This window comes from Paraburkholderia podalyriae (assembly GCF_014397785.1).
GTDB classification, from domain to species: domain Bacteria; phylum Pseudomonadota; class Gammaproteobacteria; order Burkholderiales; family Burkholderiaceae; genus Paraburkholderia; species Paraburkholderia podalyriae.
Genome location: NZ_VZQQ01000011.1, coordinates 116,701 through 139,560 on the forward strand (window position 1 = coordinate 116,701; position 22,860 = coordinate 139,560).

Annotated in this window: 20 protein-coding genes; 10 read left to right on the top strand and 10 right to left on the bottom strand. The window is 65.1% G+C overall.

Annotated features, from left to right (window positions below; translation table 11 throughout):
- Positions 1–356: 356 nt before the first annotated feature.
- The 5 genes from F6X42_RS15515 to purT all read right to left on the bottom strand — a co-directional run bounded on the left by F6X42_RS15515 (position 357) and on the right by purT (position 5,762).
- Positions 357–1,793: an aldehyde dehydrogenase family protein gene (locus F6X42_RS15515; RefSeq protein ID WP_187635060.1), complete on the bottom strand. Its 1,437-nt coding sequence runs from the start codon at positions 1,791–1,793 to the stop codon at positions 357–359.
- 32 nt (positions 1,794–1,825) lie between these two features.
- Positions 1,826–3,478 (bottom strand): acetolactate synthase large subunit, encoded by a 1,653-nt coding sequence (locus tag F6X42_RS15520; RefSeq protein ID WP_187635061.1) that lies wholly within the window; start codon positions 3,476–3,478, stop codon positions 1,826–1,828.
- A gap of 274 nt (positions 3,479–3,752) precedes the next feature.
- The gene (locus tag F6X42_RS15525) at positions 3,753–4,136 is read right to left on the bottom strand and encodes an MliC family protein (RefSeq protein ID WP_187635062.1); all 384 of its coding nucleotides are present in this window, start codon (positions 4,134–4,136) and stop codon (positions 3,753–3,755) included.
- A 92-nt stretch (positions 4,137–4,228) separates the two neighbouring features.
- On the bottom strand, positions 4,229–4,441 hold the full coding sequence (locus F6X42_RS15530) for a DUF6726 family protein (protein ID WP_187635063.1): 213 nt from the start codon (positions 4,439–4,441) through the stop codon (positions 4,229–4,231).
- Between the two features lie 106 nt (positions 4,442–4,547).
- Positions 4,548–5,762, bottom strand: a complete 1,215-nt coding sequence (gene purT, locus F6X42_RS15535; protein ID WP_187635064.1) for a formate-dependent phosphoribosylglycinamide formyltransferase — start codon at positions 5,760–5,762, stop codon at positions 4,548–4,550.
- Positions 5,763–5,999: 237 nt separating this feature from the next.
- On the opposite strand from purT, the gene F6X42_RS15540 reads away from it, so the two are divergent.
- Complete coding sequence (locus F6X42_RS15540; protein ID WP_187635065.1) at positions 6,000–6,536, top strand: META domain-containing protein; 537 nt, start codon at positions 6,000–6,002, stop codon at positions 6,534–6,536.
- 115 nt (positions 6,537–6,651) lie between these two features.
- Positions 6,652–10,431: a DNA translocase FtsK gene (locus F6X42_RS46590; RefSeq protein ID WP_187635066.1), complete on the top strand. Its 3,780-nt coding sequence runs from the start codon at positions 6,652–6,654 to the stop codon at positions 10,429–10,431.
- Positions 10,432–10,461: 30 nt separating this feature from the next.
- Here F6X42_RS46590 and F6X42_RS15550 read toward each other — a convergent pair whose 3' ends face one another.
- Entirely contained in the window at positions 10,462–11,817 is a 1,356-nt protein-coding gene (locus F6X42_RS15550) for a lactonase family protein (RefSeq protein WP_376776371.1), read from the bottom strand.
- Positions 11,818–12,084: 267 nt separating this feature from the next.
- Here F6X42_RS15550 and F6X42_RS15555 point away from each other — a divergent pair, with 267 nt between their 5' ends.
- Entirely contained in the window at positions 12,085–12,237 is a 153-nt protein-coding gene (locus F6X42_RS15555) for a DUF3096 domain-containing protein (RefSeq protein ID WP_013088853.1), read from the top strand.
- Positions 12,238–12,523: 286 nt separating this feature from the next.
- Here F6X42_RS15555 and F6X42_RS15560 read toward each other — a convergent pair whose 3' ends face one another.
- Positions 12,524–12,769, bottom strand: coding sequence for a hypothetical protein (locus F6X42_RS15560; protein WP_187635153.1), 246 nt, complete (start codon positions 12,767–12,769; stop codon positions 12,524–12,526).
- A gap of 245 nt (positions 12,770–13,014) precedes the next feature.
- Here F6X42_RS15560 and F6X42_RS15565 point away from each other — a divergent pair, with 245 nt between their 5' ends.
- Entirely contained in the window at positions 13,015–14,904 is a 1,890-nt protein-coding gene (locus F6X42_RS15565; protein WP_187635068.1) for a glycoside hydrolase family 15 protein, read from the top strand.
- 177 nt (positions 14,905–15,081) lie between these two features.
- On the top strand, positions 15,082–16,359 hold the full coding sequence (locus tag F6X42_RS15570; RefSeq protein ID WP_187635069.1) for a polyhydroxyalkanoate depolymerase: 1,278 nt from the start codon (positions 15,082–15,084) through the stop codon (positions 16,357–16,359).
- Between the two features lie 123 nt (positions 16,360–16,482).
- Here F6X42_RS15570 and F6X42_RS15575 read toward each other — a convergent pair whose 3' ends face one another.
- A complete protein-coding gene (locus tag F6X42_RS15575; protein ID WP_187635070.1) occupies positions 16,483–17,115 on the bottom strand; it encodes a TetR/AcrR family transcriptional regulator in 633 nt (210 codons plus the stop codon).
- A 239-nt stretch (positions 17,116–17,354) separates the two neighbouring features.
- Here F6X42_RS15575 and rsxB point away from each other — a divergent pair, with 239 nt between their 5' ends.
- The 3 genes from rsxB to F6X42_RS15590 all read left to right on the top strand — a co-directional run bounded on the left by rsxB (position 17,355) and on the right by F6X42_RS15590 (position 19,538).
- Positions 17,355–18,248, top strand: a complete 894-nt coding sequence (rsxB, locus tag F6X42_RS15580) for an electron transport complex subunit RsxB (RefSeq protein ID WP_187635071.1) — start codon at positions 17,355–17,357, stop codon at positions 18,246–18,248.
- 43 nt (positions 18,249–18,291) lie between these two features.
- Entirely contained in the window at positions 18,292–18,936 is a 645-nt protein-coding gene (nth, locus tag F6X42_RS15585) for an endonuclease III (RefSeq protein WP_187635072.1), read from the top strand.
- A 167-nt stretch (positions 18,937–19,103) separates the two neighbouring features.
- Entirely contained in the window at positions 19,104–19,538 is a 435-nt protein-coding gene (locus F6X42_RS15590; protein WP_187635073.1) for a DUF1841 family protein, read from the top strand.
- 122 nt (positions 19,539–19,660) lie between these two features.
- On the opposite strand, the gene F6X42_RS15595 is transcribed toward F6X42_RS15590, so the two are convergent.
- Both F6X42_RS15595 and F6X42_RS15600 read right to left on the bottom strand, forming a co-directional pair.
- Positions 19,661–20,041 carry a c-type cytochrome gene (locus F6X42_RS15595; protein WP_187635074.1) on the bottom strand — a complete coding sequence of 127 codons (381 nt, stop codon included), beginning with the start codon at positions 20,039–20,041 and terminating at the stop codon, positions 19,661–19,663.
- Between the two features lie 46 nt (positions 20,042–20,087).
- Positions 20,088–20,456 carry a c-type cytochrome gene (locus tag F6X42_RS15600; RefSeq protein WP_187635075.1) on the bottom strand — a complete coding sequence of 123 codons (369 nt, stop codon included), beginning with the start codon at positions 20,454–20,456 and terminating at the stop codon, positions 20,088–20,090.
- Between the two features lie 327 nt (positions 20,457–20,783).
- Between F6X42_RS15600 and F6X42_RS15605 the strand changes: the two genes are divergently transcribed.
- Together F6X42_RS15605 and F6X42_RS15610 are read left to right on the top strand one after the other, a co-directional pair.
- Positions 20,784–21,626, top strand: a complete 843-nt coding sequence (locus tag F6X42_RS15605; protein WP_187635076.1) for an AAA family ATPase — start codon at positions 20,784–20,786, stop codon at positions 21,624–21,626.
- A 28-nt stretch (positions 21,627–21,654) separates the two neighbouring features.
- Positions 21,655–22,830: a vWA domain-containing protein gene (locus tag F6X42_RS15610; RefSeq protein WP_187635077.1), complete on the top strand. Its 1,176-nt coding sequence runs from the start codon at positions 21,655–21,657 to the stop codon at positions 22,828–22,830.
- Positions 22,831–22,860 lie beyond the last annotated feature (30 nt).

The window sequence follows — 22,860 nt, forward strand, 5'->3', positions numbered from 1 at the left end:
GGAGGGCATCATGATGAAGGCGGAGCCACGTCGTTCCGCGCGAGACCCGTCTGAGTTCGGTTAATGCGGCCGGCTCCGGCTGGCGGAAACACCCGCCGAAAGCCGAGCATTGTAGCACTTCAGCAAAAACGCTCGTGACAGCCGACTGGCGGCTCCCGGCCGTCGCTTCGGTCGAAGCGTAGTGCGCACAAACGACAGTGGCGTGACAGTCGGGCGCTTTGGCGGGCGACCGGCTGCGGGCGACCGGCTGCGGGCGACCGGCTGCGGGCGACCGGCGGCATCAGCCAGCCGCCCCGCCCCGCACGGGCCCCATTGCGAACCGCCGCCCCGCCCCCGCTCACGTCAGATCGATCCCTTCACCACGTCTCGCGCATCACCATCAGCCGCAGTTCGGTCATATCCTCGATCGCGTAGCGCACGCCCTCGCGCCCGAGCCCCGAATCCTTGACGCCGCCATACGGCATGTTGTCGACACGGAACGACGGCACGTCGTTGATGAGGACACCGCCCACCTCGAGCGCATCCCACGCGCGATGCGCATGCGCGAGCGAGTCGGTGAACACGCCGGCCTGCAGGCCGAAGTCGCTGTCGTTGACCTGCGCGAGCGCCGCCTCGAAATCGTCGAAGCGCTCGAGTATCGCGATCGGCCCGAAGGCCTCCTTGCGATACAGGTCGGTGTCGCGCTTCACGCTTTCGAGCAGCGTCGCCTCGAACATCGCGCCGTCGACCTTGCCTCCCGCGACGATCCGCGCGCCCGCCTGCACCGCCCCTTCCATCCAGCCGGCGAGCCGTTTCGCTTCGGATTCGGAGATCATCGGCCCGACGAAGGTCTTTTCATTCTTCGGATCGCCCATCACGAGCGACTTCGTCTTCGCGATCAGCTTCTCGCGCAGCGCGTCGTAGACGCTCGCATGGGCGAGAATCCGCTGCACGCCGATGCAGCTCTGCCCCGACTGATAGAACGCGCCGAACGCGAGCCGGTCGACCACGTAGTCGAGCTTGCCGCCCTGGTCGCCGTCGACGATCGCGGCCGCGTTGCCGCCCAACTCCAGAATCACCTTCTTCTTGCCGGCTTTGCGCTTCAACTCCCAGCCGACCGCGGGCGACCCCGTGAACGACAGCAGCTTGAAGCGCTCGTCGGTCGTGAACAGGTCGGCGCCGTCGCGATGCGCGGGCAGAATCGAGAATGCGCCCTTCGGCAGATCGGTTTCGGCGAGAATTTCGCCCATGATCAGCGCCCCGACCGGTGTGCGGCTCGCCGGCTTCAGCACGAACGGCACGCCCGCCGCGATCGCCGGCGCGACCTTGTGCGCGGTCAGGTTCAGCGGAAAATTGAACGGCGAGATGAACGAGCATGGCCCGATCGGCGCGCGCTTCACGTAGCCGTGGTAACCGTTCGCGCGCGGAGAAATCTGCAGATTGACGATCTCGCCGTCGATACGCACGCTTTCCTCCGCGGCAACCTTGAACGTATCGATCAGGCGCGTGACTTCGCCCTTCGAATCGTTGATCGGCTTGCCCGCCTCGATGCACAGCGCGAGCGCGAGTTCGTCGTAGCGCTCGCGAAAGCGCTTCACGCAATGTTCGAGCACCGCCTGGCGCTTGAACGGCGGGTAGGCGCGCATGGCGGGCATCGCATCGACCGCGAGGCCGATCGCCTTGTCGATCGCGGCGGCGTCGGCCATTGCGACACGCGTGGCGACTTCGCCGCTGAATTTGTCGGTGACTTCGAGGTCGGTGTTGGCGGCCACCGGCTCGTTGGCGAGGTAGTAAGGATAGGTTGTCTGCAACATGTCGCACTCTCCTTGATTCGATGCACGGAAGCTCAAAGCCGCGCGGACAGCCGCTTGATCTCGCGATTGAGCACGCGCTCGTTGTCCGAATAGTCGATCGGCACGTCGATCACGTGCACGCCGGGCGTCGCGAAGCACTCGCGCAACAGTGGCGCGAACTGCCCTGCCGCCTCGACCCGATGCCCCTGCGCGCCATAACTCTGCGCATAGGCGACGAAATCGGGGTTCGCAAGCGTCATGCCGTAGTCCGGGAAGTTCATGTTCTCCTGCTTCCAGCGGATCATGCCGAAAGCGTCGTCGCGCAGAATCAGGATCACCAGATCGAGCTTCAGACGCACCGCCGTTTCGAGCTCCTGCGAGTTCATCATGAAGCCGCCGTCGCCGCATACGGCGATCACCTTGCGCTCCGGATGCACGATCTTGCTCGCGATCGCCGACGGCAGCCCCGCACCCATCGACGCCAGCGCGTTGTCGAGCAGCAGCGAATTCGGCTCGTGCGCGCGGTAGTAGCGTGCGAACCAGATCTTGTACATGCCGTTATCCAGACACACGATGCCGTCGACCGGCGTGGTCTCGTACACGTCGTTGACGATCCGCACCGGGTACATCGGAAAACGGTCGTCGTGCTGGCCTTTCACCAGATGCGCCTCGAAGTGCTCCTTGATCTCCTTGAAGCGCGTGAAGTCCCAGTGCTCCTGACGCGTCTTCAGGCTCTCCTTGAGCTGCCACACCGCGTTGGCGATATCGCCGACCACTTCGATCTGCGGGAAATACACCGGATCGACTTCGGCGCCCAGGAAGTTCACGTGGATCACGGTCTTTTCGCCCGCCTCGCCGCTGCGCATGAAGAACGGCGGCTTTTCGATCACGTCGTGACCGACGTTGATGATGCAGTCCGCGAGTTCGATCGCGCGGTGCACGAAGTCGCCGTCGGAGAGCGTCGCGTTGCCGAGCCACATAGGATGCGATTCGTCGATCACGCCCTTGCCCATCTGCGTCGTGAAAAACGGAATGCCGATCTGGTCGACGAACTCGCGCAGCATCTTCGTCGTAGTCTTGCGGTTGCCGCCAGCGCCGATCATCAGCAGCGGATGCTTCGCGGCGGTGATCGCCTCGACCGCGCGCGCGACCGCCTTCTCCTCGGCGACCGGACGGCGGCTGTAGCTCTGCGGAATCGGCTTGCCGTCGCCCTCCTCGTGCGCGACGTCCTCGGGCAATTCCAGATGCGTCGCGCCCGGACGCTCTTCCTCGGCGCGGCGCACCGCCTCGCGCACCGTCGCCGGAATATTGCCGATCGACACGATCTGCCGTGTGTATTTCGTGAGCGGCTCCATCATCCGCACCACGTCGACGATCTGGAAGTGCCCCTGCTTGCTCGACTTGATCGGCTTCTGGCCCGTGACCATCAGCATCGGCATGCCGCCCAGCTGCGCGTAGGCGGCCGCGGTCACGAAGTTGGTCGCGCCGGGGCCGAGCGTCGCGAGACACACGCCGGTGCGGCCCGTGAGCCGCCCGTAGGTGGCGGCCATGAAGCCGGCCGCCTGCTCGTGGCGCGTGAGGATCAGACGGATTTTCGAGCGGCGCAGCGACTCGAGCAGATCGAGATTTTCTTCACCGGGGATGCCAAACACGTACTCGACACCTTCGGCTTCCAGCGATTTGACGAACAGGTCCGATGCTTTCATTGAGGGTCTCGCTTGATGACTCGGGGGACAATCGAAGACGATAACGACGGCAGCGCGCGAAACACGGCACCGCGCGCGGCATGGCAAACGGCATGGCGAGCGCCATGCCGGACAGCTTACTACTCGAATGGAAACGATGCGCGCGAAAGCGGGAGGCCGCGCGGGGGGCAGGAGGCCAAGCACGAGAAGTGCGCGCAAAGAAGGAAGCGGCGGAAGGAGGCGGCGGCAGAGGAAGGAACCATCGCATCGGGTCCATGTGTCGCCGATCGGCGAATCAACGGATCACGGTCACGCAGTCGGAGAGGATCGGCGGCGCGTTCTCGCCGCTCGTCAGGTCATACAGGTTGGCGCGCGGACCCTTGGTCCACCACGTATAGCTGCCGGCCTGGTACTTCGCGCCGGACGCCGAGATCGTGTTGACGAACAGCATCGACGTGCCTTTCACCGGCAGCACGGCGAAGCTTTGTCCGTTCTGCGCGTTCCAATAGGTGACCTGCAGAATCTTGCCGGTCGCGCACGTGTATTTGCGCGTCTGGTGGTTCTTGCCCTCGATGTGCCGGAACTGCAGCGGCGCGGCCGACGCGCCGCCGGAAAATGCCGCCGCCCAGCCCACCGTCGATACTGCCGCCGTGAGGAGTGCAACACGCCATGTCTTCATCGAGCACCTCGATTGTTGCGGGGGTCAGGCGGGGAAGGCACACCAGCCGCGAGGCCGGCTTACAGACGAGTCACAGGCAGTTCAACGATAGGTCAAGGATCGATCACATCGGCGCACGCATCGGTCGGCGCGGCGGCGACGTGCCCGACGATCGGCACGATCTTCAGTCCCGCCGAAGCGACCCGGCAAGGTGCGGCCGCGAGGCCGCAGCCGCTGATGCCGGCACACAGCGCGAACGCCACGCCGAGTGCGCCGACACGGCGAAACGCGCCGCGCCATCGATTGCTACGCGATTCAGGCGCCATACGATCCTCTGCTCCAATCTCTTTGCTTCGATAAGCGAAAAACGAATGCGGCGGGCTCGTTCGCGTGCGTCCCGCACACTGTTGCGCCACGCGTCGCCGCCTCCCCTTACTTCGCCGACACCGGCCGCACCGCGGCCGCGGCCTGCTTCGCGCGCGAGCGCGCCTCGTCGATGTTCTCGCCGGTCGCGAGCGCGACGCCCATGCGACGTTTGACGAAGCTCTCCGGCTTGCCGAACAGGCGCAGGTCCGCATTGGGTACCGCGAGCGCCGCCGCGACGCCTTCGAACGCGATGCCGGCCTCGTCGCGACCGCCGTAAATCACCGCCGACGCGCCCGGCGCACGCGGCGACGTGTCGACCGGCAGGCCGAGGATCGCGCGCGCATGCAGTTCGAACTCCGAGAAGCGCTGCGAGCACAGCGTGACGAGCCCAGTGTCGTGCGGACGCGGGCTGACTTCCGAAAACCATACGTCGTCACCGCGCACGAAAAGTTCCACGCCAAAGAGACCGCGGCCGCCGAGCGCCGCCGTCACCTTGTGGGCGATCTCGCGCGAACGCTCGAGCGCGAGCGGGCTCATCGGCTGCGGTTGCCACGATTCGACATAGTCTCCCGCCACCTGCACGTGGCCGATCGGATCGCAGAAGTATGTGCTGACCGCGCCGCTCGCGGGGTCGATCGCGCGCACGGTCAGCAGCGTGATTTCGTATTCGAAGTCGATGAAACCCTCGACGATCACGCGCCCGTAATTCACGCGGCCGCCCGCCATCGCATACTGCCACGCGGGTTCGACATCGGCGTCGCTGCGCAGCACCGACTGCCCCTTGCCCGACGACGACATCACCGGCTTCACGACGCACGGATAGCCGACCGTCGCGATGCCCGCGCGCAGCTCGTCGAGCGAATCGGCGAACGCATACGGCGAGGTCGCGAGGCCAAGCTCTTCAGCAGCGAGGCGGCGGATGCCTTCGCGGTTCATCGTCAGTTGGGTGGCGCGCGCGGTCGGGATCACTTCGGCGAGCGCCTCGGTTTCGATTGCGGCGAGCTCGTCGGTGGCGATCGCCTCGATTTCAGGGACGATCAGATGCGGGCGTTCCTGCTCGACCAGCGCGCGCAGCGCGGCGCGGTCGGTCATGTCGATCACGTGCGCGCGATGCGCGACCTGATGGCCCGGCGCATTCGGGTAACGGTCGACGGCGATCACTTCGACGCCCAGCCGTTGCAGCGCGATGATCACTTCCTTGCCGAGCTCGCCGGCGCCCAGCAGCATCACGCGCGTCGCGGATTCAGAAAGGGGCGTGCCGATCCGTTGGCCGATCTGCATGGGAACTCCAGATAAAAGTCGGGATGAGGGTGGGATTGGATAGACCGCGATGTTAACATGCGGGCCCCTTGCCGCGCGGCGGCCGTGGGCGCGCTCGCGAGGCCATCGCGGTCGGTCGGAACCGCGCTGCCGCTGCGACGTTGGTACCCGCGATCACGTCGCCGCGAGCATCGCTCGCGCACGGCAAGCTTAGTACGTTACCCTTACGCCTTCGCCAGTTTGAACAGGAACGACGCCATGCTCATCCGCTCCCGCCCGCGACGTCTTGCGCGCATCACTCCGTGCCTGCGCACGGCCGTCGCCGCGTTGAGCATCGCCGCGCTGCTCGGTGCCTGCGCGATTCCGAAACATCCGGACACGTCGGCGCCGCCGCCCGATCCGTTCAATCCCGCCGCCGCGCAACTTCTCGACGACACGAGCTGGGTGCTGAGCGCGTGGAAGAACGCCGATGGCACGGCGCGCGCGGCGCCGCCGAAGGATCAGGGGCCGCTCACGCTGACGTTATCGACCGAAGGCGGTCAGCGTCACGCGAGTGGCTTTTCCGGCTGCAACCGCTTCATGGGTTCATACATGCTGAAGGACGGCAAGCTGAGCTTTGGCACCCTCGCCGGCACGCGCATGGCGTGCGTCTCGCCGCGCGGCGACATCGAAAAGCCGTTCCTCGATGCGCTCGAGCGCATCGATCGCACCGGCGTGCAGATGCGAGCGCCGCAGCAGATGCAGCTGATCCTCGATAACGGCGACACACTTACGTTCGATCGTAGCGACAAGTGATGCGAGTTTGCGCTGCGTTCGGGACTCACGCCGGCCTTCGAAGCCGCGCGCTGCGCCGTTTAAACTCGACGGATTGCGCTTCTCGCGCGCGCTCCGTCATTCGTAGATGTCTGGTATGCACACGGTAGTTTTCGGCTGGTTCGGCGGGTCGGCCGTCTGGTTCATTCCACTTTTGTGGCGCCTCGTGAAATCGGTGCTGCCGGGCGGCGCGGGTCTGCGCGGCCCCGGCACGATCCGGCTGTGGCTCGGCTTCGTCTGCGTGCTGGTCGCGAGTTGCACGCTCGAGGGCTCGCTGATCGGCAGCGTCGGCGTCAATGGTTTCGGTCATGCGCTCGCCGCGGGGCTGGGTCATCTGCTCGGCCGTATCGGCACGCCGCTCGCGGCGCTCGCGCTGCTCGTGATCAGCCTGCCCTGGCTGATCGACTTCCGCTGGAGCGACGTCGCCGCCTGGGCCGACGGCGCGTTCGGCCTCGGTCTGTCGCGCGGACTCGCGAAGCGCGACGAGGATGCGCGCCGCCACCGCAGCGTCGACGACGGCGCGCCATCGCATGTTTCGCCTGCTACCAACACGATGGCACCGCGCAACAGCAAGGGTCGCTACGCGCGGCCGACGGTGTGGCGTCCGCCCGCGAGCGGGCGCGGCGCAAGCGCCGCCGCTGCAGCGGCCGGCATTGCGGGTAGCAAGGACGCTTCCGCCCGTAGCGCCGGCGCGGGCCGGCGCGCCGATGTGGCCGCTGGCCCCGCGCGCGGGCCGGCCAGGCAGAACGAGCCGGAGTTGCGCCCGGGGTCGATTGCGTCGCCGCGTCCAGCCGCATCGATGGCGACCCAGGCGCCGCATGTCGATCGAGCGGCGCACAGGCCCGCCGCATCGTTCGTGCCGACCGAGCCGGTCGCGCCGGCCGGCTGGCTGCGCCCGACGCAGCCGCGTGCGGCGACGTTGGCGGGATCGCTGGGTGCCGCGGGTGCATCGTCTGCATCGGGCACGTCGGCTCGTGACGGCGCGGCGCAGGTCGGTCGGCGCTCCGTCGGCGAACAGCGCTCGGCCGCGCCGTTCGGCTCCAGTGCCGCGTTGGCGGCGACGGCCGCGGCCGCGTCCGGCGTATCGGCGCGAGCGGCACAGGCAATGGCGGGTCGCGCCGCCGCGTCGGGCGCCGGTATCGGCGTGACAGCGGGATCGATGAATGCTGCGGGCCGCGCAAGCCGTCCGTCGTCGCTGCCACGTCCGGCCGATGGCAGCGCGGCGGTCAATCGCGGTGCGACCGCGCGTCAACCGTTCCCGGCCGCTACGCGCGCCAATGGCGTGACATTGCCGTCGACCGTGGGCCGGCCCGTACCGAACTTCACGCGGACGATGGCGAACGCATCGACAGTCGCGCCGCCCGCGAGCGTCGAGGAAACGCTGCGCAGCATCGCGGAAAACGCCGCGCGCTGGACCGATATGGCCGGCGTGAGTCTCGCGCGCAGCCGTGGCGCCGATAGCGCGAAGATCGGCGATGCGGAGCATGCGTCGACGGCGTTCGATCTGCCGCCGGCGCAGCAGGACGCGCTACCTGTCGAAAACGGCGAGACGATTGCGGCCTCGCATGCGCAGAACGTGCAGAGAGCGGCGCAGAGCGTGCTGCCGGCGCAGTCGCAGCAACAAGCCGCACCGGTCGAGTTGACGGCTGAGCATACGGCGGCTGAGTCTGATACGCCGGTCGAGGGCGGCAACGAAGCGGTTGCGCAATGGCCGACCGAACCGCCGGTCATTCATGCGCCGCTTACGGCTGCGATGGAGTCGGTGGCCGACGTGGCGGCTGCGGCTGTCGAAGCCGCGGGGGTAGAGCCCGTTGCGGCGGTCGAGCGGTCGATATCCGCTGCAAGCGCGCCGCAACATGAGACGCCGGGCGAGGCACCGATGGCCACTCCATTCCAGCGCTTCGCAGCCAGCCTGCACGACGACGCTTCGCCAGAAGACGTACCGCCGGTCGACAACGATCCGACGCAGTCGGCGCCCGTGATCGACAGCCCCGCGCAGATCGGCGTCACCGCTGCGCAAGCGACTACAGCCATACAGACAAACACCAGCATCCCGGCATCGCAGAGGGAAGAATCCGCGCGAACCGTCGAATCGGCCCCCGCCGTCGACGCGACGCCGCACCAAGCGCTCGCGCCTGTCGCCGAAATCGTCAACGACAAAACGCTGGTGCCGTGGGAGAGCAAGCTCGGCCCCGCTTCCCTGCCCGCTCGGACCGAGCCCGCGATCGAGCCCGCGAACGCCTCGCCGTCATCAACTTCGACGCCGACACCGCAACCGCAGGACCAACCCATCAACCAACCCGCCGACCAAGCCGCCACCGAGCCCGCCGCCCGCCCGCCGCTGCGCGGCCACGTGCCAGTCAACGGCTTCGAGTTCCATGCGCCGGCCGCATCGATGGTCGAACTGCCGACGCTCGATCTGCTCGCCCCTGCGGACACCGACATCGAATCGATCCCGGACGAAAAGCTCCGCGAAACCGGCCAGCTGATCGAGCAGCGCCTGCAGGAATTCAAGGTGCCGGTGACGGTGGTCGGCGCATCGGCGGGGCCGGTCATCACGCGCTTCGAAGTCGAGCCGGCGCTCGGCGTGCGCGGCAGCCAGATCGTCGGTCTGATGAAGGACCTGTCGCGCGGGCTCGGTCTCACGTCGATTCGCGTGGTCGAAACGATTCCGGGCAAAACCTGCATGGGCCTCGAACTGCCGAACGCGAAGCGCCAAACGATCCGGCTATCGGAAATTCTCGAAGCGAACGTCTACCAGAACTCGCACTCGCAACTGACGCTCGCGATGGGCAAGGACATCACCGGTCATCCGGTCGTTGCCGATCTCGCGAAGGCGCCGCACATGCTGGTGGCCGGCACGACCGGTTCGGGCAAGTCGGTCGCGATCAACGCGATGATCTGCTCGCTGCTGTTCAAGGCGACGCCCGAGGAAGTGCGCCTGATCATGATCGACCCGAAGATGCTCGAACTGTCGGTCTATGAAGGGATTCCGCATCTGCTCGCGCCCGTCGTCACCGACATGAAGCTCGCGGCCAACGCGCTGAACTGGTGCGTCGGTGAAATGGAAAAGCGCTACCGGCTGATGTCGGCGGTCGGCGTGCGCAACCTCGCGGGCTTTAACCAGAAGATCCGCGACACCGAGGCGAAGGGCAAGAAGCTCGGCAACCCGTTCTCGCTGACGCCCGACGCACCCGAGCCGCTCGCGCCGCTACCGCTGATCGTCGTCGTGATCGACGAGCTCGCCGATCTGATGATGGTCGCCGGCAAGAAGATCGAAGAGCTGATCGCGCGGCTTGCGCAGAAGGCGCGCGCGGCCGGCATCCACCTGATCCTCGCGACGCAGCGGCCGTCCGTCGACGTGATCACCGGCCTCATCAAGGCGAACATTCCGACGCGCGTCGCGTTCCAGGTGTCGTCGAAGATCGACTCGCGCACGATTCTCGACCAGATGGGCGCCGAGTCGCTACTCGGCCAGGGCGACATGCTGTTCCTGCCGCCGGGCACCGGCTACCCGCAGCGCGTGCATGGCGCGTTCGTCGCCGACGAGGAAGTGCATGCGATCGTCGAGTATCTGAAGCAGTTCGGCGAGCCGCAATACGAGGAAGGTATCCTCGACGGCCCAGCCACCGATGGCGGCGCGGCCCAGGACCTGTTCGGCGAGGCGCCGGATGCGGAAGCCGATCCGCTGTACGACGAAGCGGTCGCCTTCGTCGTGCGCACGCGGCGCGCGTCGATCTCGTCGGTGCAGCGGCAATTGCGCATCGGCTACAACCGCGCGGCGCGGCTCGTCGAGCAGATGGAGACGGCCGGACTCGTGTCGGCGATGAGTATCAACGGCAGCCGCGAAGTGCTCGCGCCGGGGCCGGCGGAATGAGCGCGCGGTGAATTGGCGAGGCGGTGTGCGTCACGACGGCGACACCAGCTTGAAATCGACCGGCGAGCCGAGTTCGAAATGCTGCTTCGGATTCGGATCGAGCAGCCCCGTCTGCGGATCGCGCTTGAACACATAGACCGTGTCGCTCAACTGATTGCCGACGATCAGCCAGTTGCCGGTCGGATCGATGGTGAACTCGCGCGGTGACTTGCCGAGGGTCGACTGCCGGCCGATCTGCTTCAAATGCCCATTGGCGGGATCGACCGAGAAGATCACGATCTCGTTTGCGTCGCCGCGATTGGACGCATACACGAAGCGACCGTCCGGCGACATGTGGATCGCCGCCGCGCCCACCTGCCCCTTGAAGCCAGGCTCGGTGAGAGACAGCGTCTGTACGAGCTCGAGCTTGCCGTCGTGGTAGTCGAACGTGCTGACGGTGGCCGCCAGTTCGCTCGTCAGATACGCGTGCTTGCCGTCAGTGCCAAAGATCAGATGGCGGGGACCGGTGCCGGCCTTCTGCTGCGTGTAGCCCCAGTCGGTCGCCACGAATGGGCCCGCGCCGGCGCTGCTCTGCGGCGCGTAGCGGTACGAGTACAGCTTGTCGGCGCCGAGGTCTTGCGCGAACAGATAATGGCCGTCCGGCGAGAACACGGTCGAATGCACGTGTGAGTTGTCCTGCCGCCCTTTCACCGGACCGCCGCCCTCGTGATGCACGGTCTGCACCGAGGTGCCGAGCTGGCCGTTCGCCTGCAGCGGAAACACCGCGAAGCTGCCGCCCGGATCGGGCGCGACCGAATAGTTTGCGCTCAGCAGATACTTGCCGTCCGGCGCGATGCTCAGATAGCAAGGATCATTGCCATCCGACGACACCTTGTTCAGAAACGTCAGCTGCCCGCGCGCGGCATCGAAGCCGAACGCGCTGATGCCGCCACGCTGGGTGGCCGGGCCGTTGTCGCCGGGCAGTTCGTTGACCGAATAGACGAAGCGGCGGTCGCGGCTCACGACCAGAAACGACGGATTGACCGTCTGCGCGACCGACACCTGGGTCGCCGCGCCGGTCTTCGTATCGAAGCGGAAGACGTAGATGCCCTCGCTCTTGCCGCTGGTGTAAGTACCGACCAGCATCGTATAGACGCCGTCCGCGGGGACCGGGCCGGAATCTTGCGCATACGCGTGCGAAGCAACAATCGAAACCATCAGCGCGAAACCTTTTATCATCGAACGGGCGGCCCGCAAGTGCGCTGGCCGCCTCGCGCGACGCGCGGCGCGGTCCGCGCGATGCGGACGGGAACCCGAAAGACAAACACGGGCAAGAACAGAAGTAAAAGCGGAAGTCGGGACTGGGCGCACGGCAACACGCCAGACGGCACGGCGACTGCGAAGCATGGGGCCTCCTGGACATCGGTTGTCCGGTACGGGCTCGCGAATGAGCCGGTGTACAAGCGGGTGTTACGGTGTCTGGTCTGCCGCGCCGCGAATCGAGTGTCGTTCCGCGTTGTTGTTGTCGCAGTCAGTATAAGAGCGTTAGGTCGGATCATGCAGTGAATCCGCCGCTGCCGCGCGGTCTGCGCCAGCGGCTCTGGTCCCGCGCGGCGGGGCGTTCTTCAATCGTTTTCTCAATCGCGCGTCACGCGTCTCAACTACGGAGTCTTCATGAACGTCACTCTCAGCCTGGGTCCGCTCGTTTCGCTGATCGCCGGCATCCTGATCCTGATCATGCCGCGCCTGTTGAACTACATCGTCGCGCTTTATCTGATTATCATCGGCATCATCGGGATCTTCGGCGTGGGCTCGTCGCATCTGTGAGCGACATGCGGCAACACCGGGCGCGAGATTTGCGTCCGGTGTCGAGGCGTTTTGGCCTGAAGGGAACGTTCGGGCGGTGCCAACGCCTTTCGCACGAGTCAGAGCGCGGCAAATGTCACGCCGTGACATACGCGAGATGCGGGCATTGTGCGAAATGCACGCGCGCGACTTCAACGCGCCACGCGAACATCCGCCTACGCCACGCGAAGGCGCAGTACGAAAGAATGCGGCGAAAGCGCGGCGCGGATACGCCAGGATCTGCGCGACGAACCCGCGGCGCTACCGCTCAACCGTTCGCCAGTTGATCGAGCCGCAGGCGTCCCTGCAACGACAGCGCGCCGACCGCATAATGACCGGCGTCCTGCTGATAGCGCCGGAAGCAGGCCCGCTCGACCAGGAAGGACGCGGCAGCCAGCATGCCGTTGCGGCTCAGGCCGAGCCGGTCATGATCGAGCGGCAGCATGGAATCGCCGGCAAGCTGACTGGCGGCGGAGAGAATCGTGATGCAATCGGATTTCGAAGGGTTCAGCATGGCTTTCGTCCTCGGAAACGGCGTCTGCATGCGCCATGAGCAAGGCCGATTCGCAGTCCGGCATATCGCCGGACATCGGCATGAAATCCGATTGTAGGCATGGATTTGACAATTTACCAATCCACGTTTTGCCGCACTATGTGGTGAACCAAACAATGCTGATCGTAGTCCGGTAATAACACTCCCTCGAAGCGCGGCTGTTGTCGCCGTCCGTAATAACGACTCGTTTTTCCGACACGTTGTCCATGCCTGCACACATCGAAGACTATGCACTGATCGGCGACGGCCATACCGCCGCGCTCGTCTCCCGCGAGGGTTCCATCGACTGGCTCTGCTGGCCGCGCTTCGACTCGGGCGCATGCTTCGCCGCGCTGCTCGGCACGCCCGACAACGGCCGCTGGCTGCTCGCCCCCGCCACCGGGGGCGAGCACGGCGCGCCGACCATCACGCGGCGCTATCGCGGCGAAACGCTGATTCTCGAAACCGACTTCGAAACGCCCGACGGCGCCGTCACGCTGATCGACTTCATGCCGCCTGGCAACGGCTGGTCGGAGTTGATCCGTATCGTCGTCGGCAAGCGCGGCACCGTGCGGATGAAGATGGAACTCGTGCTGCGCTTCGACTACGGCTTCTCGATTCCGTGGGTCGACAAGCTCAAGCACGACAGCGGCATCAAGGCGATCGTCGGCCCGGACAACGCGGTGCTGCGCACGCCGGTCGAACTACACGGCGAAGACATGAAGACGGTCGCCGAATTCACCGTGACCGAAGGCGAGCGGGTGCCGTTCTCGCTCGCCTACGCGCCGTCGCACCTGCGCATTCCGCCCGCGCACGATCCGCACACGTCGCTCGCGCGCACCGAGAACCACTGGCTCGAATGGGCGGCCCGCGGCACCGTCGAGGGGCGCTGGGCCGGACCGATCCGCCGCTCGCTCATCACCCTGCGCGCGCTCGCCTACGAGCCGACCGGCGGCATCGTCGCGGCGCCCACCACGTCGCTGCCGGAGCAGCTCGGCGGCGAGCGCAACTGGGACTACCGCTACTGCTGGTTGCGCGACGCGACCATCACGCTTCTCGCGATGATGCGCGGCGGCTACTACGACGAAGCGCGCGCCTGGCGCAGCTGGCTCGGCCGCGTGATGGCGGGCGCGCCGAACCAGTTGCAGATCATGTACGGCATCGGCGGCGAGCGGCGCCTGCCCGAATCCGAAATCGACTGGCTGCCCGGCTACGAGGGCGCGAAACCGGTGCGCATCGGCAACAACGCGGTCGGGCAGCGTCAGCTCGACGTCTACGGCGAGGTGATGAACGCGCTGCATCTCGCGCGCGTCGGCGGACTGCAGGCCGACGTCACCGCGTGGAGCGTGCAGCGCGCGATGCTCGAGCACCTGAGCACGATCTGGCGCGAACCCGACGAAGGCATCTGGGAGACGCGCGGCGGCCCCGAGCATTTCACGTTCTCGAAGGTGATGGCGTGGGTCGCGTTCGACCGCGCGATCCGCTCGGCCGAAATGTTCAAGCTCGACGGCCCCCTCGACGAATGGCGCGCGACGCGCGACACGATCCACGCCGAGGTCTGCGAGAAGGCGTGGAATCCGGAGCTCAATGCGTTTTCACAGTACTATGGCAGCGACCAGCTCGACGCGAGCGTGCTGCTGATGCCGCTGGTCGCCTTCCTGCCACCGCACGATCCGCGTATCAAGGGCACGGTCGAGGCGATCGAGCGGGACCTGATGCACGGCGGCTTCGTGCGGCGCTACCGCACCACCGAATACGACGACGGCCTGCCGCCCGGGGAGGGCACCTTTCTTGCATGTTCGTTCTGGATGGTGGACAACCTCGCGCTGCAGGGGCGCGTGCAGGAGGCGATCGAGATGTATGAGCGGCTGCTCGCGCTATGCAACGACGTCGGCCTGCTGTCCGAGGAGTACGACCCGGTCGAAAAACGTCTGGTGGGCAATTTTCCTCAGGCGTTTTCGCACGTGGCGCTGGTACACACCGGATTGAACCTGATGAAGCACGAGCAGGAAATGGCGCAGGCGACCGGCCATCCGCCGCATAACGGCATCCGCGCGATGGAGCTTGAGGTTCAGGCAAGCCCTGATAGCGGCGGAGCAGCATCGCCATTAGCATGACGCCGTGACAATTCGCGTACACTGAATGCGAATATTGTTGCTTTGCACAAATTTGCCTTGTTCGATATCATCGATGACTGTCGGCCGACAATAATGTGCCTACAACTACAATGGCCCGCCGCAACGCCTCACGCGTGTTTGCGAAGCCCCATGCGAACCGCTTAATACGGAGCAAACATGCTCTATCAATTTCACGAATTCCAGCGGGCGATCCTGAGCCCCCTCACTGCCTGGGCTCAGGCCGCATCGAAATCATTTGCGAATCCGGCCAGTCCGCTAGCCTATGTGCCGGGCGCCACGCGCCTTTCCGCCGGCTACGAACTGCTGTACCGGCTCGGCAAGGACTACGAGAAGCCTGAATTCAATATTCACCAGATTGTCAAGGACGGTCATAACATTCCGATCGTCGAGCAGACGTTCATCGAAAAGCCGTTCTGCCGTCTGATGCGCTTCAAGCGTTTCGCGGACGACAGCGAAGCTGTCAACCAATTGAAAGACGAGCCGGTCGTGCTCGTCTGCGCACCGTTGTCGGGACACCACGCCACGCTGCTGCGCGACACCGTCACCACGTTGCTGCAAGACCACAAGGTCTACATCACCGACTGGATCGACGCGCGCATGGTGCCGTTCGAAGCCGGCGAGTTCGGTCTGAACGACTACATCGCGTATATCCAGGAATTCATTCGCCATATCGGCGCGAAGAATCTGCACGTGATCTCGGTGTGCCAGCCGACGGTGCCGGTGCTCGCCGCCATTTCGCTGATGGCGAGCCGCGGCGAGGACACGCCGCGCACGATGACGATGATGGGCGGCCCGATCGACGCACGAAAGAGCCCGACCTCGGTCAATTCGCTGGCCACGCAGCACTCGTACGAGTGGTTCGAGAACAACGTGATCTTCACGGTGCCACCGAACTATCCGGGCGCGGGCCGCAAGGTCTATCCCGGCTTCCTGCAGCACACCGGTTTCGTCGCGATGAATCCGGAGCGTCACGCGGCGTCGCACTGGGATTTCTACCAGAGCCTGCTGCGCGGCGACGAGGACGACGCCGAAGCGCACCGCCGCTTCTACGACGAGTACAACGCGGTGCTCGACATGGATGCCGACTATTACCTCGACACGATCCGCGTCGTGTTCCAGGAATTCCGTCTTGCCGATGGCACGTGGGTCGTCAACGGCGAACCAGTGCGGCCGCAGGACATCACGACGACCGCGCTGTTTACGATCGAAGGTGAACTCGACGACATTTCCGGAGACGGCCAGACTTACGCGGCGCACGACTTGTGCAGCGGCATTCCGGCGAAGAACAAGCGTCACTTCACTGCGGAGAAATGCGGCCACTACGGCATTTTCTCGGGCCGCCGCTGGCGCACGATCATTTACCCGCAATTGCGCGACTTCATTCTCGAGCACAACAAGGCGGCAAGAACGACGAAAGAGAAAGTCGAAGCCTGAGCACTAAACCTGCAATAGCATTGAAAAAGCCAACGGTCTCGTTCGAGGCCGTTGGCTTTTTTATCTCGCTTTGTTCGTGATACTGATTTTTTACCGCAGCAATGGTCCCCGCGGCAACACCCGTTACTTTCTCAACAGATACGCGAGCAGCAGTTCGGTATTCATCTGAATCACCTCGCCGCGTTCGGCGGCGCTGCTGAAATCGCGGCCGAGCGTCGCCTCGAGCGTGAAACGGTTCGACACGATGTAGTAGCCCATGCCCGACAGCGTGACGTAAAAGCGCAGCGGGTCGATGTTCGTGCGAAACAGCCCCGCGCGTTGCCCGCGTTCGAGAATGCCGCCGAGCGTGGCGACGATCGGCGAAATCATTTCGCGTATGCGCGTCGACTTCTGCATATAGCGTGCTTCGTGCAGATTCTCGTTGTTGATGAGTCGCAGCAACTCGGGATGATCGCGGTAGTAGTCCCACACGAAATGCGCGAGACGCGTAACGGCCTCGACGGGCGCGACTCCACCGAGTTCGAGCGTGCGCTCCGCTTCGTTGAGCGCGCTGAACGCGTGCTCGAGTACCGCGGTGAATAGCTGCTCCTTGCTACCGAAGTAGTAATAGAGCATACGTTCATTGGTTTCCGCGCGGCGGGCGATCTGATCGACTCGCGCGCCGAACAGTCCTCCACTTGCAAACTCTTCGGCAGCCGCAAGCAAAATGCGGCGCCTCGTGCCTTCAGGATCTCTTTTGATTTTCGGCTGATTCATGGTGGCATCGTCTTCGTGAGCCGCGTTGTCCGGATCGCGCCGCCGGCCTCTCCTCGAGCCTTGCAGTGGCGGCGTTTAGCGGGCGCGTCGTGGTTGGGAAACACACCCTTTCTGCGGTCTTTCGAATGAAGCGCTTCGATTATGGCACATGGATTGCGAATGGCAATCCGGGAAATCGGCGATAATGGGTTATTTATTTCAGGCTGTGCGATCGCACGGCAAGTCCCCGCGTCGTAACCGTGACAGACGTCAAAACACTCGCGGATCGCATCGAAGATCTGCTGCCCCAAACGCAATGCACGAAGTGCGGTTATCCCGCATGCCGTCCGTATGCCGAAGCCGTCGCTAGCGGCAAGGCGAACTATAACCAGTGCCCGCCCGGCGGTGCCGAGGGCATCGCGCGCCTCGCCGCGCTGCTCGGCAAACCGGTGATTCCGCTGAATTCCGCCAATGGCGTCGAACGTCCGCGTCCCCTGGCGGTTATCGACGAACAGGTGTGCATCGGCTGCACGCTGTGCATGCAGGCGTGTCCCGTCGACGCGATAGTTGGCGCACCGAAACAGATGCACACCGTGATCGCCGAGCTATGTACCGGCTGTGACCTGTGCGTGCCGCCCTGCCCGGTCGACTGCATCGCGATGCTGCCCGTGACTGGCGAGGCCTCCGGTTGGAACGCCTGGAGCCAGAGCCAGGCCGACGCGGCGCGAGCGCGTCATGACCGCCACGAGACGCGTATCGCGCGCGAGCGCGATGCCGCCGAAGCGCGTGCGGCGGCGCGGCGAGCGGCGAGCGCGAGCGCGCCGGCGACTGCGCCGGCCGCGGTGCAGGCCCCCGCCGCGACAGCGCCGTCCGACACTTCCGCTTCACCGCTTGCGGACGACGCAGAAGCGAAGAAACGCGCGATCATCCAGGCCGCGCTCGAACGCGCGCGCAAGAAGAAAGAAGACATGGTCGCGAAGGGCGAGGGACCGCTGAATACCGAGAACGTCAGCGCCGACGTGCAGGCCCAGATCGACGCCGCTGAAGCGCGCCGCCGCCGTCTCGGCCTCGCTGGCGGCGACGACACGGGCGGCTCGGAGCAGCCATCCGACGAGCCGAACCCGCCGTCCAACTCGCCACCGACCGCGCGCTGACCATGCTGGCGCAGCCTGCCCCATCCACACGGACCCGCTCCGCATGAACGCGAACAAACGCCGCGCGATCTACGAAACGCTTCAGAGCCTGAATCCGCATCCGACCACCGAGCTCGAGTACACGACGCCGTTCGAACTGCTGATCGCGGTGCTGCTGTCGGCGCAGGCGACCGACGTATCCGTTAACAAGGCGATGCGCAGGATGTTCCCGGTCGCGAACACGCCGCAGAAGGTGTTCGACCTCGGCGAGGAAGGTGTCGCGAGCTATATCAAGACGATCGGTCTGTATCGCACGAAGGCGAAGAACGTGATCGCGACCTGCCGCATCCTGCTCGACCAGTACGGCGGCGAGGTGCCCGAGAATCGCGAGGCGCTCGAAGGGCTGCCCGGCGTCGGCCGCAAAACGGCCAACGTGATCCTGAACACGGCGTTCGGCCATCCGACCATCGCGGTCGACACGCACATTTTCCGCGTCGCCAACCGCACCGGCCTCGCGCCCGGCAAGGACGTGCGCGCGGTCGAAGCGGCACTCGAAAAATTCACGCCCGCCGAATTCAGGCACGATGCGCACCACTGGCTGATTCTGCATGGACGCTACGTGTGCAAGGCGCGCCGCCCCGAATGCTGGCATTGCGTGATTGAGCCGCTGTGCGAGTTCCGGCCGAAGACCCCGCCACCCGATCTCTAGGCGCGGACCAGCTCGAAACCCGAGGCCGTGCACCGCGCCTGCAGCCCGCGTGGCCGCCGCGTAAAATAGTGTTTTACCCGAAGTGCGCAGTGCTTATACGCACCGTCGCGCACCATCGCGCATCATCGCGCCTCGCACACGCCCCACTCCCACGCACCGGTTCCACGATGTTCAATCCCAGCCGCGACGAAGTTCGCCTCTTTTTCACCGACACCTGGCGCAAACAGCGCCAAGGCGAGATTCTGACGCCGCTCGAGGCGATCGCCGCCGACTGGATCGTCGAGCATCCGGAATACCACGCCGACCTCGGAGACGGCCCCGCCGCCCAGGCGCAGGACTATTCGCCGGAGCGCGGACAGACCAATCCTTTCCTGCACCTGTCGATGCATCTGGCGATCTCCGAGCAGTTGTCGATCGACCAGCCGCCCGGCATTCGCGCCGCGCACGAGCGGCTCGCCGCGCGCCTCGGCTCGACGCACGAGGCGCAGCACGCGATCATGGACTGCCTCGGCGAAACTATCTGGGAAGCGCAGCGCACCGGCACACCGCCGGACACCGACGCGTATCTTCAGCGCATCGAACGGCGCGCGACTCGCGACTGAAGCCCACAGGAGCCACTGAAGCGACTGAAACTCCCAGCGCCGCGTCACCCCCAAAGCAAAACACCCCGCCGAAGCGGGGTGTTCTGCTTTTGAAGCTTCGGCGCGAAACCCACGCGCGACGCTTACTTCTTCTGCACGAGGTCGCCTTCCAGCGATTCGACGTAAGCGGCGATGTCTTTCATGTCGCTTAGCGACAGGCTCTGCACCTGTGCCTGCATGATCGCGTTGTTGCGGCCGAGGTGCGGATTGCCGGTACCCATCTGGTATTGACGCAGTGCCCAGAACACATAGTCGGAGTGCTGACCGGCCAGCTTCGGATACTCCGGGCTCACCGGCTTGTTCAGGTTGACACCGTGGCAGGCCGCGCAGTTGTGGCTGTCGGAAAGCACCTTGCCGTTGCCGGCGTCCGCCGCGTGCGCGGCGTTCGCCGCGGCCAGACCGATTACCGCCGCCGCGCCGACCGCCTTGAATACCGTGTGGAGTGCCTGTTGGGGCTTGATCATGAAATCTCCTATCCCGCGAATTGGATGTGCTGGTGACCGACGCCGATCACTTGTCGGGATTGTTTTTCGAAGCGGCAGTTTGCGCTGCGTAGTACGCGGCGATGTCGGCGATGTCCTGGTCCGACAGCGACGTCGCGATCGCGTGCATGGTGGCGAAATGGCGGTCGCCTTTCTTGTAGGCGTGCAGCGCGTTGTCGAGGTACGCCTGATTTTGTCCGCCGAGCTTCGGCACGCGGAAAACCTCTGGATAAGCCGTGCGGTACTCAGGGATGCCGTGGCAGCCGATACACATCGCGACCTTGTCCTGGCCCGCCTTGGCGTTGCCTACGACATCCGCTGCGTGCGCACTGGCCGCATACCCCGCGAGCACCGACAGCGCTGCGATCACGACGTGTTTGCCGACGAATTTATTCATAGATGTAACCTGGCTTGAGGGGAAACGGGTGCCCACAAAGGCAGCGGTCCGCGCCGTTCTTCTTGTAGGGTAGCCACGCAGGCCAAAAAAATCGGGCCCATTGTACCGCGACGCCGCGCCGAACGTCCACCAGACACGGGCACCGCGCAACCCCCGCCGGGACTGGCCCCGCGCCGTGCCCGCGGCGGCATCGCAACGGCACTGAGGCGGTATCACAGCGGCACCGCAGCGGCATCACTGCGCGGCTGACACCCTACGTGAGCCGGTTTCAGGCCAACAGGCCTTCTGACTTATACTGGGTTTTTTCCTGCACAAGAGCATCTCGCCATGCGTTTCGAAGGCTCATCGCAGTACGTCGCCACCGACGACCTCAAGCTCGCGGTCAACGCCGCGATGACGCTCAAGCGTCCGCTGCTGATCAAGGGCGAACCCGGCACCGGCAAGACCATGCTTGCCGAGGAAGTCGCCGCGGCGCTCGGCATGCCGCTGCTGCAATGGCACATCAAATCGACCACCAAGGCGCAGCAGGGGCTCTACGAATACGACGCGGTATCGCGTCTGCGGGATTCGCAGCTCGGCGACGAGCGTGTGAAGGACATCCGCAACTACATCGTCAAGGGCGTGCTGTGGCAGGCGTTCGAATCGGACGAACAGAGCGTGCTGCTGATCGACGAGGTCGACAAGGCCGACATCGAATTCCCGAACGACCTGCTGCGCGAACTCGACCGCATGGAGTTCTACGTGTACGAGACGCGCGAGCTGGTGCGCGCGAAGCATCGCCCGCTCGTGATCATCACGTCGAACAACGAGAAGGAATTGCCCGACGCGTTCCTGCGCCGCTGCTTCTTCCACTACATCAGGTTTCCGGATGCGTCGACGATGCAGCAGATCGTCGACGTGCATTACCCCGGCATCAAGAAGGATCTGCTCGCGGCGGCGCTGCAGAGCTTCTTCGAGCTGCGCAACGTCGCGGGACTGAAGAAGAAGCCGTCCACGTCCGAACTGCTCGACTGGCTCAAGCTGCTGCTCGCCGAAGACATCCCGCCCGAAGCACTGCGCTCGGCCGATCAGAAGCAGATCGTGCCGCCGCTGCACGGCGCGCTGCTGAAAAACGAACAGGACGTGAGCCTGTTCGAGCGGCTGCTGTTCATGAACCGCAACAACCGTTGAGCGGGCGCCGCGCCGCAGGACATCCAGCATGCTGATCGACTTTTTCTACTCGCTGCGCGCCGCCCGACTGCCGGTCTCGGTGAAGGAATACCTGACGCTGCTCGAAGCGCTGAAGGCCAACGTGATCGCGCCGTCGCTCGACGAGTTCTACTACCTCGCGCGCATCACGCTCGTGAAGGACGAGCAGTATTTCGACAAGTTCGACCAGGCGTTCGGCGCGTTTTTCAACGGTGTCGCGGCGACGTCGGAACTCGCGTTCGAGATTCCGCTCGACTGGCTGAAGAAGAAGCTGCAACGCGATCTGTCGCCCGAGGAAAAGGCGCAGATCGAAGCGATGGGCGGCCTCGACAAGCTGATGGAGCGGCTCAAGGAATTGTTCGACGAACAGAAGGAGCGTCACGAGGGCGGCAACAAATGGATCGGCACGGGCGGCACGTCGCCGTTCGGCAATGGCGGCTATAACCCCGAGGGCGTGCGCATCGGCGGCGACGCGGCCGGCAATCGCACCGCCGTCAAGGTCTGGGAAGCGCGCGCGTATCGCGATTACGACGACCAGATCGAAATCGGCACGCGCAACATCAAGGTGGCGCTGCGGCGGTTGCGCCGTTTCGCCCGCGAAGGCGCCGCGGAAGAGCTCGATTTGCCCGATACGATCCGCAGCACCGCCGCCAACGCCGGCTGGCTCGATCTGAAGATGGTGCCCGAGCGGCACAACAACGTGAAGGTACTGATGCTGCTCGACGTCGGCGGCTCGATGGACGATCACGTGAAGCGCACCGAAGAGCTGTTCTCCGCCGCGAAGGCCGAGTTCAAGCACCTCGAGTTCTATTATTTCCACAACTGCGTATACGACTTCCTGTGGAAGCACAACCGCCGCCGCCACGCCGAGCGCACGCCGACGTGGGACGTGCTGCACAAGTTCACGCCCGACTACAAGCTGATCTTCGTCGGCGACGCGACGATGAGCCCATACGAAGTGTTGCAGCCGGGCGGCTCGGTCGAGTACAACAATGCCGAGGCCGGTGCGGTGTGGTTGCGCCGGCTCGCCGATCATTTCCCGCACTTCGCGTGGCTGAACCCGGAACCGGAAGCACTGTGGCCGTACCGGCAGTCGGTCAGCGCGATCCGCGAAGTGCTGGGCCACCGCATGTATCCGCTGACGCTCGCGGGCCTGGAGACGGCCATGCGGGTGTTGAGCAAGTAACGCCCGCCGTTCAACCCGCCGCGCCCTGAC

Bases quoted from the DNA above. Each gene is read 5' to 3' on its own strand.
- F6X42_RS15515 (WP_187635060.1), bottom strand. From the start codon at position 1,793: ATGTTGCAGACAACCTATCCTTACTACCTCGCCAACGAGCCGGTGGCC.
- F6X42_RS15520 (WP_187635061.1), bottom strand. From the start codon at position 3,478: ATGAAAGCATCGGACCTGTTCGTCAAATCGCTGGAAGCCGAAGGTGTC.
- F6X42_RS15525 (WP_187635062.1), bottom strand. From the start codon at position 4,136: ATGAAGACATGGCGTGTTGCACTCCTCACGGCGGCAGTATCGACGGTG.
- F6X42_RS15530 (WP_187635063.1), bottom strand. From the start codon at position 4,441: ATGGCGCCTGAATCGCGTAGCAATCGATGGCGCGGCGCGTTTCGCCGT.
- purT (WP_187635064.1), bottom strand. From the start codon at position 5,762: ATGCAGATCGGCCAACGGATCGGCACGCCCCTTTCTGAATCCGCGACG.
- F6X42_RS15540 (WP_187635065.1), top strand. From the start codon at position 6,000: ATGCTCATCCGCTCCCGCCCGCGACGTCTTGCGCGCATCACTCCGTGC.
- F6X42_RS46590 (WP_187635066.1), top strand. From the start codon at position 6,652: ATGCACACGGTAGTTTTCGGCTGGTTCGGCGGGTCGGCCGTCTGGTTC.
- F6X42_RS15550 (WP_376776371.1), bottom strand. From the start codon at position 11,817: ATGCTTCGCAGTCGCCGTGCCGTCTGGCGTGTTGCCGTGCGCCCAGTC.
- F6X42_RS15555 (WP_013088853.1), top strand. From the start codon at position 12,085: ATGAACGTCACTCTCAGCCTGGGTCCGCTCGTTTCGCTGATCGCCGGC.
- F6X42_RS15560 (WP_187635153.1), bottom strand. From the start codon at position 12,769: ATGCTGAACCCTTCGAAATCCGATTGCATCACGATTCTCTCCGCCGCC.
- F6X42_RS15565 (WP_187635068.1), top strand. From the start codon at position 13,015: ATGCCTGCACACATCGAAGACTATGCACTGATCGGCGACGGCCATACC.
- F6X42_RS15570 (WP_187635069.1), top strand. From the start codon at position 15,082: ATGCTCTATCAATTTCACGAATTCCAGCGGGCGATCCTGAGCCCCCTC.
- F6X42_RS15575 (WP_187635070.1), bottom strand. From the start codon at position 17,115: ATGAATCAGCCGAAAATCAAAAGAGATCCTGAAGGCACGAGGCGCCGC.
- nth (WP_187635072.1), top strand. From the start codon at position 18,292: ATGAACGCGAACAAACGCCGCGCGATCTACGAAACGCTTCAGAGCCTG.
- F6X42_RS15590 (WP_187635073.1), top strand. From the start codon at position 19,104: ATGTTCAATCCCAGCCGCGACGAAGTTCGCCTCTTTTTCACCGACACC.
- F6X42_RS15595 (WP_187635074.1), bottom strand. From the start codon at position 20,041: ATGATCAAGCCCCAACAGGCACTCCACACGGTATTCAAGGCGGTCGGC.
- F6X42_RS15600 (WP_187635075.1), bottom strand. From the start codon at position 20,456: ATGAATAAATTCGTCGGCAAACACGTCGTGATCGCAGCGCTGTCGGTG.
- F6X42_RS15605 (WP_187635076.1), top strand. From the start codon at position 20,784: ATGCGTTTCGAAGGCTCATCGCAGTACGTCGCCACCGACGACCTCAAG.
- F6X42_RS15610 (WP_187635077.1), top strand. From the start codon at position 21,655: ATGCTGATCGACTTTTTCTACTCGCTGCGCGCCGCCCGACTGCCGGTC.